The following is a 17,338-nucleotide window of genomic DNA, read 5'->3' as shown; positions in this document are numbered from 1 at the left end:
CAACCACGCGCCCCAGAACCGCGAGGCGTAAGCCTGCCGATGGTAGCGTCTATTATATGAGATACCTTCTAACCTTCGTTATCGCACTTCTATCCTGCCGCTGCGCACACGGGCAGCGCCAGTATGTCCGCGCCGTCGATGCCTTTACGAAACGGCACTGCATCGTCTGCCACGACCGCCGTGAAGAGAAGGGCGACTTCCGGATCGACACGCTCTCGCGCGATCTCACTGATCCTGCGGTCGCCGTCGCTTGGCAAGATGCGCTCGACCTTGTGACGCTCGGTGAAATGCCACCTGAAGAGCAGCCTCGCCCCACCAAGCAAGAGTTGCAAATCTTCATGCGGGCGGTCCAGGACGAACTACGTCGCGTCGCGGAGATCAGCCGTTCCAATGATACGTTACGACTACGCCGCCTAAGTCATACGGCTCTGGAGAATAGCGTTCGCGACCTGCTGGGGACACACCTGAGTATCACCCCAGGACTTCCGCCTGATCCCGAAGTCGCTGGCTTCGACAACATGGCCTCAACGCTGGGTCAGTCCGGCGAATTCATGGACGTTCTCCAGCGAAACGCCCGACGCATTGCCGGCGAGACGATCGTCGAAGGACGCGACCCGCGGGTCGATCTCAAACTTCGGCTCCACGAAATTCAGCCCGGCAAGGAAGTCATTCGCGAGGGGGATCGCTATGTCACCTGGAGTTGTCGAAACCGGTCGGTTGTCTCCTGGCCGAAGAAGTTCGTCGCGCCGCGTACCGGAGTGTATCGCATCGCGTTCGAGGGCTACCAAACCGACAACCGTTACAAACTTGACCAGCAGGTGAAGAACTACAATTGGATCAAGGCGAAGAACGCCAACAACTTCCGCTTGAAGCTGCTAGAAAGTCGCCTGCCACAAGAGCGGACTCGGAACGTGGCGATCATGGCGATGGAGGCGCCGATCGAAAGTGCCTACGATGGCACGACCGGTGGGCGGATGGTCGGCCTCGTGGAAATGAAGCCGACGATGTCGTGGTACGAAGTCGATTGCGAACTTGAGGAGGGCGAAAGCTTTTTCATCCACGCCGCCGATTGCCAGCAACTGCAAGATCCACCGTACATCAAGTTTCAAGGGAAAGAAATACTCGCTGGCGAACTGATGCACCTGCGAAGTATCAAGATCGAGGGGCCACTTTTAGAGTCTTGGCCTCCCCCGTTGCAACAACGGTTGCTCAGCAAAGAAGGGAAGATCTCGCGTGAGGAGTTGCAGACCTTCCTCAGCCGGGCCTTTCGAGACGAAGTCGATAAGGAGGTCACGTATCTCTATTTCAAGGCCTTAGTCGACGCCGTCAAGGCGGGGCAGTCGCCCGAGCAAGCACTTCGACAACTGGTTGAAGCGGTGCTCTGCTCGCCACGCTTTCTCTACAATCGCGAGCCAACTGACGAACACCGAGATTGGCCTCTGGCGAGTCGTCTGTCGTACTTCCTTTGGAACACGATGCCCGACGAAGAACTGATGCACCTTGCCTCTGAAGGCACGCTGGCCCGTCGCGACGTACTCAAGGCACAGGTCCAACGGATGATTGCCGACGAAAAGTCCGAGGGCTTCATTCTCGATTTCGCTGGCCAGTGGCTGGGGCTGCGTAAGGTGGGTGCCATGCCGCCCGATCCGAAGCTTTACCCTGATTATGATCTGGCCTTAGAAAAGTCGATGCGATCAGAGAGTGAAGCACTTTTTCGCGAAGTGCTGCGCGAGAATCTTCCGGTCAGCGATTTCCTCTCGCCCGACTTCGCGATGCTCAACGAGCGCTTGGCTCGCCACTACGGCATCGACGGAGTCGAAGGTTCAGAGTTCCGTCGCGTCTCACTCCCCAGCGGCAGCCCCCGCGGCGGGTTGCTCGGCCATGCCAGCATGCTGACGATCACGTCCAACGGCACACGCACCTCGCCGGTGGTCCGCGGCGTGTGGATTCTGGAGAACCTGCTCGACTCGCCCCCATCACCACCGCCCGCCGATGTCGAGCCAATCGAACCCGACGTCCGCGGTGCGAAAACCATCCGCCAAATGCTCGCCAAACACCGCGACATCGAAACCTGCAACGAATGCCACCGCCGCATCGACCCGTGGGGTTTCGGCCTGGAAAACTTCAACGCCATCGGCGCCTGGCGCGACACCTACGGCAGAAAACAGAAGCCAATCGACGCGTCAGGCAAAATCTACAACGGTCCACAGTTCAATGGCGTGCTTGAGATGAAGGACATCCTCCTGAGCCAAAAAGACCGTTTCACCCACGCGCTGACCGCCAAGCTCTTAGCTCATGCCGTCGGCCACCCCACGACCGTAAAAGAACGAATCGCCATCGACAAGATTGTGAAGAGGCACAAACGTAAACGGGGCGGGTTTGCGGATTTGATTGCCGAGATTAGCGTGAGCGAGGCGTTTCGTGGAGATTGAGTGATCGTTGCAGAGGAAGGCACCAGGATTAGAAGTCCACTTGCTTGTCGAGCGGTTCAGTCGATGAAGGTGAACGCATTTTCCGAGTACTAACGGTCTTCCCACAGTCCATCTTCCGCGAGCCAGTCCTTTAACACACCAACGCGGCTCTCAAGTAGTCCTGCGACTTCGTCTAGGTCATGGCGTGCTGTATGAAATGTCGTATCGGGTGGTTGGCGACCCTCCTTCATGTGAGCTACGTATCCTTCCCAGTTCCAGACCAGTTCGCGCAGAGCAGAACGCGGATGACAAGCACCGCTCTCTGAAACATAATCAGTTGGGCAGTCCCCGGCAAAAGCCCACCAGCCTATCTTTCCTGGCTGCTTCTGCGACTCAATACACCAGATGCCAAAGTGGGGGGCCATCTCCCACGCAGGCCATTCTCCGATGTTTGGGGATCCAATGCTCTGCTGTTCTAGATAGGCTGCAATAGTACTACGTTTCTCAGCGTTCCATTGAGCAAATTCTTCGTCGGTCATATGGTACGGCCCTCTCATCACGCGTGTTCTGAGGCGGTGCTTCCGAGCTGCACCCACCATGCACATACTAGTTCCGTTTTGATGCCCGACTAAAGATGCGCTCCGAAGGCATAGTGCATTCAGCGTGAAACGCTAAGCCAACATCACAACTCGGTCGCCACCGCCTCAGCAATCTCAGTCGTCGAAGCCTTCCCGCCAAGATCGGCAGTACGAACTTCCCCCGCTTCGAGAACGTCTGCGACTGCCTTTTCGAGATTCACCGCCGCTGTAAGGCAAGCCTCGTCATTGTGCCGGTCCCCCAGCCAGTCGAGCATCATTGCGGCGGAGAGAATCGTCGCCAGTGGGTTCGCGACGTTCTTGCCGGCGAGTTGCGGGGCGGTGCCGTGGGAGGGTTGGAAGAGGGCGTGCTGCTCGCCGATTTCTGCGGACGGGCCGAGGCCCAAGCCGCCGACGATCCCCGCGCCCAAGTCGCTGAGAATGTCGCCGAATTGGTTTTCCATCACCAGTACGTCGAAGTCCCACGGGTTCTGCACCATGTAGAGGCTCATCGCATCGACATAGACGGCATCGCTGGCGATGTCTGGGTAGTTTTTAGCCACATCGAAAAACACATCACGAAAGAACGCCATGCTGCGAAAGACGTTCGCCTTATCAACACAGGTGACTTTCTTTTGACCATCGCTGGGCCGTCCGTTGCGCCGCCCGGCAAGACGAAACGCAAAGTCCGCGACTTGTGACGTTCCCTTGCGGGTAACAATCAGTGTGTCGCTGGCGACTTCATCGCCCACTCTCCCGCCGCCACCGAACGAAGCGAACAGGCCTTCGAGATTCTCGCGGATCACAATAAAGTCGATCCCTGGTCCAGTATCTTTCAGGACGCAAGGAGAACCTGGATAGAGCTTCACGGGCCGCACCGCCGAATGAACGTTCAGCGCCCGTCGCAGGCCAACCATCATTGTGGGTTGGACTTCGGTCCCATCCGGCTGGCGAACGTCAGGCAAACCGATGGCCGACAGCAACACCGCGTCCGCATCCAAGCAATCTTCCAGCACGGCACCCGGGAGTGTCTCGCCCGTCTCGCGATAAAGCTCCGCCCCAGCGCGGTGGGAAGTGAAGGACAGATCAAGTTCAGGTGTCTGACTGAGAAGACGGTCCAGCACCAGACGCGTGGCGTCCATGCACTCAGGGCCAATGCCGTCACCGGGGAGTAATGCGATTCTGTAGGAAGTCATAGTCTAATTCTTCTGAAAGATATATTCAGTCCAGTGTTAGGTTTAACCACAACGACACGACGAGCTAATAGATAGGCAAGAAGAAAGAAGTTTAGAAAGTTGTGCCTCATAAACCCTTTAGATAACTGAGGCTATGTCAGATTCGGGGACAGCTCTTGTCATCTAAAAGAGATTGACATTCGTCGTGTCCGTTGTTCGTTGTGGTTCAGATTCTCACCCTTTATCTCTAGTTAATGGACAGATTCCAGGTATTCACCGTTTTGCTGACAATCCAAGGTCCGACGAGCGCATCAAAGGCTTTGAAGTGATCACTTTCCAGGTGAGCTTGGAATGCCGCTTTATCGTCGTACTTCTCATAGAGAAAACAGTGGACGGGGGAGTCCGTGCAAAAGCAAACATCAAACTGCCGACAAGCCGCCTCGAGCTGAAGCGAATTCTCAGCCTGCTGATGCATCGCGGTGCGAAACTCCTCGAGGTGATCCGCGGCAATTTCAAAAGTGACGGTGACGATATACATGTTGATACTCTTGCGTTCGGTTGCGTTTCAATTTCGACAGGATTTACAGGATCGACTGGATTAAGATTCAAAATATGATCCTGTTCATCCTGTAAATCCTGTCCAATTCTTAATTCGAGAATCGTTTCTGCAAATCGGTAACTTGCTCTGCAGTAAGAAACCGCGTCTTTTCGTTTCTTAGCATGAGGAACAGCTTGGCTGTCTCTTCCAATTCCTCGGTGGCATACACGGCAGCGTCGAGGCTTTTCCCAGCGACAACCGGACCGTGGTTGGAAAGCAGCACCGCCCGTGAAGCTTTGGCTGCTCGCTCAACCGCCTCCGCTAGCTTTTCATCCCCAGGGGCAAAGTAAGGAACCAGTGGCAGCTTGCCAACCCGCATGACGTAGTAGGCGGTAATCGGCGGCAGAACATCGGCGGGGTCGACCTCCGCCAAACACGACACGGCTACCGAATAGGTCGAGTGCAAGTGGACAATCGCCTGTTCGCTGTCGCGGGCTTCATACATCGAGTGATGTAGGAATGCCTCCTTCGACGGCTTGTCCCCCTCAAGAAGATTGCCTTGGCAGTCGAGTTTCGCGATTCGTTCGGGATCAAGGTTCCCCAGGCAGCTATTCGTCGGCGTCACGAGCATCCCGTCAGGCAGCCGCACGCTGATGTTCCCTGAACTCCCCGCCGTCAGGCCACGGTCAAACAACGACTTGCCATGCTGGGCGATGCGTTCACGCAGCTCACGTTCATTCATGGCAGCATCTCCAGTGCGGTCTCGAAGAACTGCTCATCACCAAAGTTTCCCGACTTGAGTGCCAATGCCAAACGTGGTTCCGTCCCGAGCGTTTCCGTCCAAGGAACGCCAGTGCAGATTTCTGGGCCGATCCTCAACGCTGGAATCTCCAGTGCTGCAACGATTGCCCCGGAGGTTTCTCCACCTGCCAGGACGAGTCTCCGCACGCCAAACTTTTCAACCAACAGCTTTGCGCTTGCGGCCAAAAAACGCTCGATACTTTTCGCAGTGGAATCCGCACCGTAGAGTTCTTGTAATTTGGTGATCGCTTCAGGTGGTGAAGTCGAAGCGACCAGCAGGGTCTCGTTCTCACCCGTTGAAGCTGCCCACTTGCGAAAGCGTTCAAGCTCTGCCTCCGCATCAGCCATAAGACCCGGCACGTCCACATGCCAGATCGGGCAACGCCCCTGCATGTGCTTGACTTGCCCCTGGGTTGCCGTCGAGCAACTTCCCGCGAGGATCGCGCGTCGACCAGAGACTTGTGGCATTTCCGGCTGAAACGACTCCGCGCGCATGAAGCCAGCGTCACGATAGGCTTCTGGCAGAAATCGCGCAAGCCCCGACCCGCCCGTTACGAGCGGCATCTCAACGACCGCTTTCGCAAGCTGTGCGAGGTGCGAATCGTCGCACGCATCGGTGACCACGAAACGCTGGCCCTCGGCTGCCAGGCGTCTTAGCTCATCGCGAATTGCTGCTATGCTGCCCGCGTAGCTCTTGCAGGCAAGCAAGCCGATCTTCTCCGTGCTTTGCTTCGCCAACACACGCAGCAGGTTCGCATCACGCATCGGGTTCAGCGGATGATTCTCCATGCCCGATTCGTTGAGCAGTTTATCGTGAACGAACAGATGCCCCTGATAAACGGTTCGACCGGCTTGCGGGAACGCTGGGCAGAAAATCGTTTTCTCCGCCCTCAGTTCCTCCAGCAGTGCTGCGGCTACCGGGCCGATGTTGCCTTCATCGGTGGAGTCAAACGTCGAGCAGTACTTGAAATAGTACCGCTGTGCGCCAGCGTTTTGCAAAGCGGTTAAGGCGGCAAGGGATTGGGCAATCGCTTCGTTCTTGGGAATTGATCGCGTCTTGAGAGCAACGACGATTGCCTCGACATCGCGAAGCTCGGTGAGACTCTCTTGGGTCGGCACGCCTAAGACTTGTACGACACGCATCCCGCCTTGGACGAGATTGATTGCCAGGTCGGTCGCCCCCGTGACATCATCGGCAATGCAGCCAAGGAAGGACCTTGCTTGATTGCTGCTCATCTCACACCTCGATTCCGATCGCGCGCACGGGGCAACCATCCCCGCCTTCGATCTTCAAGGGTAAGGCGATGAACTGAATCGTGCTTGATTCAATTATGTCCAAGTGCGCCAGCCCTTCGACAATCATCACATTGCCGCGGAACAGTGTTTGATGGATGGCGGTCACTTCTTCGAGGTTGTTCACGTCCGCGATTGAGGGGGGCTCGACGCCAATCATGGCGACTTCTTTCTCGACGAACCACTCCGCCAAGGGCATTGATATCCGCGGCAACTCATCGCGATACTCTGAGGTACCGTACCGCTTGTGCCAGTCGGTGCGAAAAAGGATTCGTGCCCCGGGCGCAATGGTTTCGGCGAGCGAGCCCAAGTCGGCGACTTCAATCAACTGCTTCGGTTCGACTGGCGTCAAATCAACAATGATTGCTTCTCCAACGCAAACGGACAGATCTTGCTCGTCGAGTGTTGCCCCGCCAGGGAGAAAGTGACACGGCGCATCCATGTGGGTGCCGCTGTGCGAATAGAGCGCGAGCGTGGTGGCGTTCCAGCCTTCGACTTCTAGCCGCTTGGCGGTGGTGATGTCGACGCCCGGCATTTCGTTATTAGCTGGCAAGCTCAGGTCAATCACTCGCATTGCTTGCCTCCGACAGTCCACGCACTGGAGCCTTTTGCTCTGCTGACTGGTAAATCGCTTCGACCACGCCGAGCGTCTTCAAGTACTCATGTCCGCTAGTTTCAAACGAGGCTCCGCTACGCAAACAATCCACGAAGTGTTGCTGTGTCGCCAAGACACAATCACCGGCGAAGTTGCGATTCTCGAACGAGTATTCGACTTCAGCTTCTGGTTCGCCGAGTTGTTGCAGCGTCAACTTGCCATTCCCATAAAGCCGGATAGACCCCCCGTTGCCTTCGATCAGCGCCTCGCCAAACGTCAGCCGTGCGTCTTTGGAGACAGGCTCGTTGTAGCGATTCCCATCCCACAGCCCCGCGGTGCCGCTGGCGAACTCGAACATTACCGTAGCGGCATCTTCACCTCGGATGTCGGCGTTATGCTCAGTGAGTGTTGCGTAGACGCCGGCGATCTCTCCCGCCAAATAGCGGAACGTGTCAACGAAATGCACACCCGTCTCAAAGATCAACAGCCGCGGCATCTCGCGAAAGTACGGCTGACGAGCAAGGTACGCATCCTCTTGCCAACCATCTCCCGTCCGGCAGCGGAATGAAACGGCGTGCAGCTTTTCTCCAATCGCCCCTTCGTTGATCAGCCGTTTGATCTCGCGATACCAGGGCTGGAAGCGAAAATTCTCGTGCACCATCAACGGCACGCCCGCGTCTGCAGCGACGCCGACGATCTCTTGCGCTTCCTCAAAACTTGGAGCTAGTGCCTTCTGGCAAATGATCGGAATACCGCGAGTAGCCGCCTCGCGAACAAGTTCGAAATGCGAATCGGGCCGCGTGATAATGTCGACAAAGTCGGGTTTCACTTCGTCGAGCATTTCGTTCACGTTGGTGTAACTCGCTCCGATGTCATACTTCTGTGCAGCCGCTTTACTGACAGCCGCATCGAGATCGCAAACGGCAGCCAGTTCAGCCCCTTCGATCCGCGACCACGCATCGAAGTGGAACTGGCTGAAATAGCCCGCACCGATGGCTACGCCTCTGAGCGACTTCACGCGAACCTCCCGCCGCTTCGCCAAGGTGCTTCATGGCTTGGTTCGAAGAGAGCGACCTCAGTTTCTTTGCTTTCTTCACCAGGGCTTTCTTTCTCTTTGCGCGGCAGAAGAAACTTTGTGTAGATCAAAGCCGAGATCACCAGCACGATCAGCCCCAGAAAGAACAGCAACCGCCGCTGTAGTGCCGCTTTGGATATCTCCTTCAATTCGCGACGCGGGTTCATGAACATCCAAGCCACCGCCGCTAACACATTCATTACCGCGGCAAACAGGAAGAACGAGTTGGCCGTGCCGGCCTCTTCAGCAATGTAAGGCACGGTGACAGAAGCCACGAAGAATGGAAACGCCACTGCGCTAACCGCCGCGCCCATGTTCCCCACCATGTTCATCGCCGCGGAGACGGCCCCCGAGCGCGAGCCGCCCACGTCCATGCAAAACGCCCAACTCGGGCTGAGCGTCATTTCCACACCAAAAATCGCCAGCGAGAAACAGGCGATGAATACCCAGACGGAGGTTTCTCCCGTGATCTGCGTGCAAAGCAGCAAGCCGATGGCCGCTAATGTGAACCCCAGCATCGCGGGCAAACGACGTGAAAGCACCAAGCTTTCTCGACGATGCAAAGCCGTGACCGTGTAGCCTGACACCCACAATGCCACTGCGCCGCATAGTAGCGGCACCGAAGCGAGCGTCTTGTACTTTTCGCCCCACGTCTCCTCAATGTACGGTTGTAACCAAGTAATGCTGATGAAGAACGTGATGTTGCTGGCCGCGTATTGGAACATCGCGAGCAGGACGTTGGCCGAAGTGACGACTTGGATGTAGGGAACCTTCGACTCGGTCGCCGCTTCCTCGGCAATTCCCTGCTGGATGAGCTGCACTTCCTCGTCATTCGTTGCTGGGTGTTCCGCCGGATCGTTTCGGTACCAGACCCACCAAATGATTCCCCAGACGAGCCCGAGCCCCGCGTTCGCCACGAAGGTCATCCGCCAACCAATCAGGCCGATCAACCACGGCATCACGACAAGCGAAGCGGCCGCTCCGACACGTGCGCCCGAATGAAAAATCCCCTGCCCTAACCCGCGCTCTTTCGCTGGCAACCAGCTGTACAGCGCCCGCGTTGCGCCTGGGTAAGCGCCTGCCTCGCCGACGCCGAAGAGAAACCGCACGATCAGTAAACTAATCGCCGTCCCAACTGCCCCGGTCAAGGCGGTGAAGATGCTCCAAATGATGACGACGATCGTCAGCGCATGCCGCGGCCCGGCTCGATCGCTAAACCAACCCGCAGGGATTTGAAACAGCGCGTAGCCGACCGCAAAGATGCCAAACACGTACCCCATCATCTGGTCGTCGAGCCCAGAAATATCCTCCTGCATCGATCCCTTGGCCGCGGAGATACACACCCGGTCCATGTAGGTATTGACCGTGTGCAGAAACAGCAGGAAGACCAGCCAATAGCGTTGATGCGTCGCGAGAGGAGCGTTCATAGATGGGTAGATTAGACACTAGCCGGGTGGCGTTTGCTACTGGTTGAGAATAACCCGATTGAGCGGCATAGGCTTTCATTTTCATCGCCCGATTATGAGTAGTGCGGGCGGATAGCTTTCTATTCCACGTCTTGTCACTCGCCTGCATCGGAAGTAGCCGATTCGATCGCTCGCAGAATCGCCACCGACGCTTCCGACTCATCGCTGATGACGCGGTCCGCGCCTGACTCGAGCAAGTCCTTGACGCTCACCTGATAGCGAGATCGCACGATGATATGTGCGCTCTTGTTGAGTTTCTTAACGACTTTCACAATTCGCAGCGCTGCGGCATCATCGCTGATGCAGACGACGACCGTCGATGAATCTTCGATATTGGCGAACAGAAGAATGTCGCTGTCGGTCGCATCGCCCGCAATGGTCTGAAAACCGGCTAACGCGAACGGGTGCAAGTTTAACGGGCTCCGGTCGATCAGGCAGACTTGCTTACCGATGGTTTCCAACTGCGAAGCGACAGCCTTACCGATCGGACCCGCACCGATAACCGTTGCTCCCTGTAGGTCGCTCGGTTGGGGACGTGGTTCTTTGCGGTCCTCTTCAGACTCCTCTTCGTGGCGGACTAATCGCAGGCCGAGCTTCATCAATGCGGGCGTCAGGATGAGTGATCCGACGGCGACCCCGACAAACTTCTGGTAGTCGAGATCAGGGACGATCCCCGACTCCCAGCCAAGCAAGATGAGCACAAACGCAAACTCACCCACGTGAGCCAAGCCGATCGCTGCGCCGAACGAAGTGGCTAGCGAGAGCCCCGTCAGTCGGAGTGCCAGGGTTGCCGCACCAGCTTTTAGCAGGATCAGTCCGAGTAGGGCAAGCACGAAGAATAACGGCTCGCTAACTAGCAGCCGCGGGTCGAAAATCAAACCAAGGCTAACAAAGAAGACAGCAGCGAAAGTTTCGCGAAACGATAAAACGATCGCATCGATCTGATGACTCCAGCGATTACCATTGAAAACCAAACCGGCGGCAAAAGCACCCACGGCCGCCGGCAGGCCGATCGAATAAGCTGCCAGTGTAATTCCGCCCAGGCAAACTACCGTGAAGAGAATCACCAGTTCTGGAACGCGATAGCTTGTGAAGAACGGAATCAGCCAGCGTGCTAAGAGGTGCCGGAGCGCAAAAATGGCGACGATGAACAGCGTCGAGAAGGCAGCCAAGAGGGCGAAGTCATACCACCTGACCGGCTCCTCGCTATCGGTGAGCAAAGGAACGAGCAATAGCAGCGGCACCAAAGCGGCATCTTGAAACAAGAGAATCCCAATGGCTCGCCGCCCATGCGGGCGAGACGCCTGCCCCCATTCGGAGAGCGCCTTAAACACCAAGACCGTCGAGCTAAACGCCACCGCCGTCGCGATCAGGATCGCCGTTTGCCAGTCCATCCCGCGGGACTTGAGCAAAAGCATCGCGGGCAGGGCAACCGCCGCCATCTGCGTTGCCCCAGCAATAAACAGCTTGCTGCCCAACCGTTTCAAGTCTTCAATCGAGAATTCCAAGCCGATGGAAAATAGCAAGAGGAAAACGCCCACCTCAGCGAAATGCTCAAGCTGATGATCGTCATCGCTAATCCAGCCAAGAACCCCATCCCCAAGCAACACGCCTGCCAGGAGATAGCCAATCAACATCGAAATCGATAGCCGACGACAAATCACGCCAGCGAGCAAACCGGCGGCGAGAATGAGTAGAAGTTCTTGAACTAATAGCGGGGTCATGCTTATCCGACTTGCTAGGGCTTAAATCTAGCAACCATACATGGCAAAGGTATTGCAGTTGGTGGACTCTTGTGTGGAATCGCCCGGGAAACTGCTCCTTCACTTATCAAGTCTATGGCAATAGGAGAGAAGATGCGTTGGGCTTGGTTAGCCAACAATACGTCAGATTCGTGTCAGGAAGTCGCGCGCCGACTGAGCATCGTCATCCCGCATAGCATGACAAGAACCAAAGAAGCCGGTTCTGGGATAGCCGTTATGCTCGCCTGGACGATCGCGAAACTACCATCTGTAAACAACGCGGTAAAAAAGTACCTGCCATCTGCTGAAGCGATGCTACTCGGCCGACCATCTGCGCCTCCGGTTTGTGTATTGTTGGCAAAGCCTTCAATAATGCGAGTCGTTCCGTCGTCAAAGGTAATCTCGTCACCTTCTCTAGCAACGAGGTGCATGTGAGCAGCTTGATCGACGAAGAAAATCGCATAGTCGTTATCGAGCGTCACATCATCGCCAGCTAGTCGAATTCGGAAGGCAATTTCTCCCGCCTCGTTTGCTTCCAAACCTCTCAAGTCCCCGTAGTTTTCGGAGAACCTAACACCCTCCGGTAGATCGGGTGCCTGGGTGCCGAATTGCATGACTACCTGCGGTGCCTCGGGCCTACCGCGAATCAATAAGCTTTGCCGATAGTCCTCCCTGGAGTCTTGACTGCCAGCATCCAATGTTAGGAAAAAAATTATTTCGTCAGCAGCCGTGAGAATTGTGTTAGCACCGCTTCCCACAGAAACTAAGGGTTTCCCATCAAAAGTGGTCGTTGTAATCCCAGGAATCAGATTTAAGTATGGCGGTGTTTCGCCCTCTACATGCAAGGTTTCTAAGCTCCCAGCTGTGCCGAACCCGGCTATGGGATCTCTTGAGCCGCTCCTCGTACGCGCGAAGAAAGCGATTTCGTTATTGTTGTTAAAGGACACTGGTGATACAGAACGAAGTCGGCCAAACTCCTCAAGGCTCACTGTAGGACTCTCGGACCAGCTAACAAGCGAGAGATCGGTATGGTCACCAACCCATGTTGATGTATAGGAAAAGCCGCCATTTGGCTCCCCACCGACCCTGGCCGTGAACGCAACTTGATTATTGTCATTGAGTGCTAAGTATGTGCGGCCGGGAGTAGCAAAAGGCAAGAAACTTCCAAGCTCCGATGGGGTTCCTGTGCCAGCAACAAGCTGCATCGCGCCGGGCTCGCCGACCCAAATGCCACTTGCTCTTGCAGCTTCGTCAAATCCTTCTCCTTCAAAGAAACCACTAAAAGCGACAGTTCCAGAAGAATTCATAAGCTCGTTTTCAAAACGAGAGCGAAAGACCACGTCGCCATTGATGCCCGGTGCGGGATCGCCAATGAGGGCTACGTTCTCGATGCCGTTGGGGTCTGCACGCCAGAGGCCGGCCTCGATAGCCGTTGGATCACTCTGCAATCGACCACTGAAAAGTAGATGGCCCTCGTCGGAAACGGCCTTGATACTGGCGTAGCTGAATTGATCGCCACTGGTGCCCGGTGCCGTGTCGCCCGCAATGACTACTTTCGTCACTTCGGAACCGTCGTAGGTCCAGACGCCGCTATCCTCTCGCGTGTCACGGTCTGAGATGGAGGCTGAGAAGGCAACTAACCCGTTTGCGTTGACAATTGGGGCGTTGAACTGTGTGAATTGAGCGCCCGCGTTGCCGGGAGCAAGATTACCGCTGTAGACGATGGCTGATAGCTCAACGCCCTCAGTAGTGCCATACGCATTTGACGACGACAGACTAATGCACCAGGTAACCGTTACTAAGCATTTAGCTACAAAGTTTTGGCCACATATAATACCTGGGTATTTGGCTACCATCGAAACATCCTTGAATCGAGTAAAAGTTTGAAGTCAGTTATTCTAGGTCTAAAGTCAGATACGGATCGAGATCATTTTGCACAGAATTCGTAAGCCCTACAGTTCCAGGCTTGACGCATTACATGATGCCTCTACTTCGTTAAAGGTTCTTGCTCTAAGCAGGAAATGGAAAGAAGTGTCAGGAACCTTTTAAGTAATCCTAAGCCACCACCGTCTCAAACCCTTCACGAGCCTCCCGCCCAAGAAACTCATTCGCTTGCTCATCATCCACAAACCGCTCCGTCGCCGGATCGAACGTCAGCTTGCGTCCCAGGCGAATGGCGATGTTTGCGGCGTGGCAGACCGTGAGGTGACGGTGATGAGACGTAACGTCGGAGATCGGTGTCGCGCGAGAGCGCACGCAGTCGATGAAGTTGCTCATTTGCCAGAGGCCTCTGTCGGGCAATCCGGGGTAAATCGACTCATAGGTGTCCTCGGCGATTAGTCGGTCGGCTAATTCTTCGACAGGTTTACCGGTCAGCTTCGAGCGATTCACGAAGAAGCGCCCCCCCTCACCTTGGAACATGATGCCGTTGCCGAACTTGAGGTCTTCAGTGGCGTTGTGGCGCATGTCGAGTTCCACGCCATCGGCAAACGTGACACGAATATGGAACTTCGTGGCCGTGTTGAACTGATCGTCGACGGTTGGCATGCCATTCTCAAACTCAACCGGGTGTTCGACCATCAGGGGATCGATCGTGAAGCGGCCAACTTTTGCGTCGGATTTATTGAGCGCCCACATCGCGATGTCAACGTGATGGGCACCCCAGTCGGTGAGCTTTCCGCCGGAGTATTCGTACCACCAGCGGAAGTGAGCGTGAGCGCGACCGTGTGGGAACTCGCTGCCGTAGCCAAACTTGGCCGGTTCGGCAGCTTGCCGGAAATCGACCATTGGGGCGGGGCCAAGCCACTGGTTCCAGTCGAGTTCCGCGGGCACCTCGCAGACGGGAAGAACCTTCGACTTGGGCGCGCCGCCCAAGCCACAAGTGACCCGCTTCATCTTGCCGACTCGCCCTTCTCTTTGGAGGGCGACCGCTTGTTGAAATCGTTTTCCCGAGCGTTGCTGCGTTCCGACTTGGAATACTCGCCCGGTCTGCTTCTGAACGTCCACAATCTGACGTCCTTCAGCAATGGTCAAAGTCATCGGCTTTTCGCAATAGACATCCTTGCCCGCGAGCATCGCTTCGATGGCAATCTTTGCGTGCCAGTGATCAGGCGTGCCGATGACGACGAAGTCAATGTCGTCCCGATCGAGTACCTCGCGGTAGTCTGCACAGTCCGTGGGTGACATCGTCGTCCGGTTGGCATCTTGAAGTTTCTTGGCAAGTTTTTCTTTGGCCTTGGTAATCTGCCGCGAATCGACATCGCAAATCGCCAGGCACTCCGCAAAATTAGCCGCGTCGCCGTTGATTCCCGAGCCGCGGATGCCAACCCCAATGGCGGCGTACTGCAGCTTGTTAGAGACGGAAGCCGCCTGGACGGGCGAGAGATGACTGCCAGCATAGAAGCCGGCTCCCAGAGTTGCTGAAGTGCGAAGAAAATCGCGTCGCGATGTGTTTTGCTTATTCAAGATTGTGCTCTCGTTCTTTATGAGTATTAGAGAAAGCCAGAATCCCTTGGCAGACGGAGTAAGTATTCGTCGGCAAAAACCCGGCCTGAGAAAGAAGCTGCCTCGCTAGGACTTGAACCTAGAACGACGGAATCAGAATCCGCTGTGTTGCCAATTACACCACGAGGCATGAAGAAGCGGGCGATGCATGACGCCCTTGGCGATGTTCTTGATTTTAGCCTGAATGCTTACTTCCGAGTAGTGGGCAGTCGGCGGGGGATGTGGGAAGAAAGAAAGCAGACTAGCCCGCGAGCTACGTCTCGCGCGGGGCTCGAGGGAAAACTTCAGTCCTCACTGCCGAGATCTTTCGAGCCCTAGTGCCCGAAGCCTGAGGACTGAAGCCCAGAAGTATCAGGTAGGTGGACCCGCCAACTTGCCGTTCCGACCACCGGAAAGTAGGATTGCAGTCTTAAGCGATGATTGGTTTTGCAGGGAATAACAAGCAAAACAACCTTAAGTCGGGCCAACTAACGAGATGAGTGAACTTACCATTATTCAAGGAGGCGACGTCGGGCGTCAGTTTCAGCTGAAGGCGGGCGAGTCGAGCGTAGGCCGCAGTCCCGAGTCGGACGTGGTGGTCGATGTGGCGGCGGTCAGTCGCCGGCATGCCGTGATTGAAAACAACGGCGACAGCGTTTTTGTCCGCGACATGGGCAGCCGCAACGGCACCTACGTTAACGGCAGTCGTGTGGTCGAGCGGGCGCAACTTCGCGATGGCGATCAGATGGTGATCTGCGACGTTGTCTTCGAATTCCGACAACCGGTGCCTGCTTCCGATTCAAGCCCACAGATGAAAGGTTCACTGCTCGGTCCACTTGCCGCGGGTACCGATGATCCCGGTTCGAGCGTCTTGGCAACACTCGACGTGAGCCGTGGTGCCTCATCGATGTGGCAGGTTTCGGCGAAGCCAGAGACGCAACTGCAAGCGATTCTGGAAATCTCGAATAACCTAAGCAAGACGCTTTCCGTGAAAGAGATCTTGCCGCGAGTGCTGGACAGCCTCTTCAAAATTTTCCCGCAAGCGGACCGCGGGTTTGTCATACAACGCCCCGATCCTGAAGGACCGCTTGCCACGGTCGCTTCGAAAGCCCGCCGCGGTGACGACTCAACGGACATGCAGATAAGCAAAACGGTCGTTGAGCAAGCGATGCAAACGCAGCAGGCGTTGCTCTCCGCTGATGCTGCTGCGGACGAACGTTTTAACATGGCCCAATCGATTGCTGACTTTTCCATTCGCTCATTGTTGTGTGCACCGATGGTCAGCAGTGAAGGAGAGGCGCTCGGCGTGATCCAGATCGACACGCGCGATCAACGGAGTCGTTTCACGGATCAAGACCTGCAAGTGCTGGCCGGGGTGGCGAATCAGGCGGCGATCGCGATTGATAATGCAAGCATGCATGAGGAAGCGGTCAAACAGCGTGCCCTACAACGCGATCTCGAAGTCGCTCACGAGATGCAGCAAGCCCTCCTTCCAGAGCACGCTCCTGAAGCCGAAGGTTACCACTTCTTCCAGTATTACCAATCTGCCTTGCAGGTGGGGGGCGATTACTACGACTATATCCAGCTACCCGAGGGACGCTTTGCTGCCGTTGTAGGCGATGTGGCTGGTAAAGGCGTTTCCGCGGCGATCCTGATGGCAAAGCTTTCCAGCGATGTGCGATTCTGGTTGGCAACCGAACCCGATCCTGCCAAAGCTCTCAGTAAGATCAATCAAGCATTCTCTCGCCACGGCTGGGATGATCGCTTTGTCACGATGGTCGTTGCCGTAGGTGACCCAGCAACCCACGAGCTGATTCTCGTCAACGCGGGGCACATGCCGCCGATGTTGCGGGATGTCCAGGGCAAGGTTCAGGAAGTGGGCGGCGATCAAGCTGGCGTGCCACTAGGTGTGATTGATGACTTTGAATTCGAAGCCTACCGCCGGACGCTCGACTCGGGCGATTTCCTCACGATCTTTACTGATGGGTTCAGCGAAGCGATGAATTCCCGACGTGACCTATTTGGTATCGAACGCTTGCAGGAGACACTCGAAGACACGAGCGTTGCTTCAGAAGAACTCGGCCCGCACCTCTTGAAAAAGGTACGGCAGTTTGCGGGAGATTTCCCGCAGAGTGATGATATGTGTCTTGTCTGCTTTGGGCGAGAATAGAGAAAACTAGCCGC

13 protein-coding genes and 1 tRNA gene are annotated in these 17,338 nt (G+C 56.0%); 2 read left to right on the top strand and 12 right to left on the bottom strand.

The window, feature by feature from the left end; genetic code table 11:
* Window positions 1–56: 56 nt before the first annotated feature.
* Window positions 57–2,432, top strand: a complete 2,376-nt coding sequence (locus tag RIB44_13050) for a DUF1592 domain-containing protein (protein MEQ8617494.1) — start codon at window positions 57–59, stop codon at window positions 2,430–2,432.
* Window positions 2,433–2,521: 89 nt separating this feature from the next.
* On the opposite strand, the gene RIB44_13045 is transcribed toward RIB44_13050, so the two are convergent.
* The 12 genes from RIB44_13045 to RIB44_12990 all read right to left on the bottom strand — a co-directional run bounded on the left by RIB44_13045 (window position 2,522) and on the right by RIB44_12990 (window position 15,305).
* Complete coding sequence (locus RIB44_13045) at window positions 2,522–2,950, bottom strand: DUF4826 family protein (GenBank protein MEQ8617493.1); 429 nt, start codon at window positions 2,948–2,950, stop codon at window positions 2,522–2,524.
* A 143-nt stretch (window positions 2,951–3,093) separates the two neighbouring features.
* On the bottom strand, window positions 3,094–4,182 hold the full coding sequence (locus RIB44_13040; protein MEQ8617492.1) for an isocitrate/isopropylmalate dehydrogenase family protein: 1,089 nt from the start codon (window positions 4,180–4,182) through the stop codon (window positions 3,094–3,096).
* Window positions 4,183–4,408: 226 nt separating this feature from the next.
* Entirely contained in the window at window positions 4,409–4,699 is a 291-nt protein-coding gene (locus RIB44_13035; GenBank protein ID MEQ8617491.1) for a putative quinol monooxygenase, read from the bottom strand.
* Window positions 4,700–4,808: 109 nt separating this feature from the next.
* Window positions 4,809–5,441: an aldolase gene (locus RIB44_13030; protein ID MEQ8617490.1), complete on the bottom strand. Its 633-nt coding sequence runs from the start codon at window positions 5,439–5,441 to the stop codon at window positions 4,809–4,811.
* Window positions 5,438–6,736 carry a four-carbon acid sugar kinase family protein gene (locus tag RIB44_13025; protein MEQ8617489.1) on the bottom strand — a complete coding sequence of 433 codons (1,299 nt, stop codon included), beginning with the start codon at window positions 6,734–6,736 and terminating at the stop codon, window positions 5,438–5,440. Before RIB44_13025 ends, RIB44_13030 begins: the two co-directional genes overlap by 4 nt.
* Window position 6,737: 1 nt before the next feature.
* On the bottom strand, window positions 6,738–7,367 hold the full coding sequence (locus tag RIB44_13020) for a cyclase family protein (GenBank protein ID MEQ8617488.1): 630 nt from the start codon (window positions 7,365–7,367) through the stop codon (window positions 6,738–6,740).
* A complete protein-coding gene (locus tag RIB44_13015) occupies window positions 7,354–8,406 on the bottom strand; it encodes a Gfo/Idh/MocA family oxidoreductase (protein MEQ8617487.1) in 1,053 nt (350 codons plus the stop codon). Before RIB44_13015 ends, RIB44_13020 begins: the two co-directional genes overlap by 14 nt.
* Entirely contained in the window at window positions 8,403–9,890 is a 1,488-nt protein-coding gene (locus RIB44_13010; protein ID MEQ8617486.1) for an MFS transporter, read from the bottom strand. The genes RIB44_13015 and RIB44_13010 overlap by 4 nt, the downstream gene beginning before the upstream one ends.
* A gap of 134 nt (window positions 9,891–10,024) precedes the next feature.
* Window positions 10,025–11,653 (bottom strand): cation:proton antiporter, encoded by a 1,629-nt coding sequence (locus RIB44_13005; GenBank protein ID MEQ8617485.1) that lies wholly within the window; start codon window positions 11,651–11,653, stop codon window positions 10,025–10,027.
* A 173-nt stretch (window positions 11,654–11,826) separates the two neighbouring features.
* On the bottom strand, window positions 11,827–13,527 hold the full coding sequence (locus tag RIB44_13000; protein MEQ8617484.1) for a hypothetical protein: 1,701 nt from the start codon (window positions 13,525–13,527) through the stop codon (window positions 11,827–11,829).
* A gap of 199 nt (window positions 13,528–13,726) precedes the next feature.
* Window positions 13,727–15,136, bottom strand: coding sequence for a Gfo/Idh/MocA family oxidoreductase (locus RIB44_12995; GenBank protein MEQ8617483.1), 1,410 nt, complete (start codon window positions 15,134–15,136; stop codon window positions 13,727–13,729).
* 97 nt (window positions 15,137–15,233) lie between these two features.
* Window positions 15,234–15,305: transfer RNA gene (locus tag RIB44_12990), tRNA-Gln, on the bottom strand.
* A 345-nt stretch (window positions 15,306–15,650) separates the two neighbouring features.
* Here RIB44_12990 and RIB44_12985 point away from each other — a divergent pair.
* Entirely contained in the window at window positions 15,651–17,324 is a 1,674-nt protein-coding gene (locus RIB44_12985) for a SpoIIE family protein phosphatase (protein ID MEQ8617482.1), read from the top strand.
* Window positions 17,325–17,338 lie beyond the last annotated feature (14 nt).

It is taken from the genome of Lacipirellulaceae bacterium (genome assembly GCA_040218535.1).
Taxonomy (GTDB): domain Bacteria; phylum Planctomycetota; class Planctomycetia; order Pirellulales; family Lacipirellulaceae; genus Adhaeretor.
This window is presented reverse-complemented; position numbering and strand designations above follow the sequence as displayed.

What these genes read in the sequence shown, in the direction of transcription:
- RIB44_13050 (MEQ8617494.1), top strand. Translation starts at nt 57, where the DNA reads ATGAGATACCTTCTAACCTTCGTTATCGCACTTCTATCCTGCCGCTGC.
- RIB44_13045 (MEQ8617493.1), bottom strand. Translation starts at nt 2,950, where the DNA reads ATGACCGACGAAGAATTTGCTCAATGGAACGCTGAGAAACGTAGTACT.
- RIB44_13040 (MEQ8617492.1), bottom strand. Translation starts at nt 4,182, where the DNA reads ATGACTTCCTACAGAATCGCATTACTCCCCGGTGACGGCATTGGCCCT.
- RIB44_13035 (MEQ8617491.1), bottom strand. Translation starts at nt 4,699, where the DNA reads ATGTATATCGTCACCGTCACTTTTGAAATTGCCGCGGATCACCTCGAG.
- RIB44_13030 (MEQ8617490.1), bottom strand. Translation starts at nt 5,441, where the DNA reads ATGAATGAACGTGAGCTGCGTGAACGCATCGCCCAGCATGGCAAGTCG.
- RIB44_13025 (MEQ8617489.1), bottom strand. Translation starts at nt 6,736, where the DNA reads ATGAGCAGCAATCAAGCAAGGTCCTTCCTTGGCTGCATTGCCGATGAT.
- RIB44_13020 (MEQ8617488.1), bottom strand. Translation starts at nt 7,367, where the DNA reads ATGCGAGTGATTGACCTGAGCTTGCCAGCTAATAACGAAATGCCGGGC.
- RIB44_13010 (MEQ8617486.1), bottom strand. Translation starts at nt 9,890, where the DNA reads ATGAACGCTCCTCTCGCGACGCATCAACGCTATTGGCTGGTCTTCCTG.
- RIB44_13005 (MEQ8617485.1), bottom strand. Translation starts at nt 11,653, where the DNA reads ATGACCCCGCTATTAGTTCAAGAACTTCTACTCATTCTCGCCGCCGGT.
- RIB44_13000 (MEQ8617484.1), bottom strand. Translation starts at nt 13,527, where the DNA reads ATGGTAGCCAAATACCCAGGTATTATATGTGGCCAAAACTTTGTAGCT.
- RIB44_12985 (MEQ8617482.1), top strand. Translation starts at nt 15,651, where the DNA reads ATGAGTGAACTTACCATTATTCAAGGAGGCGACGTCGGGCGTCAGTTT.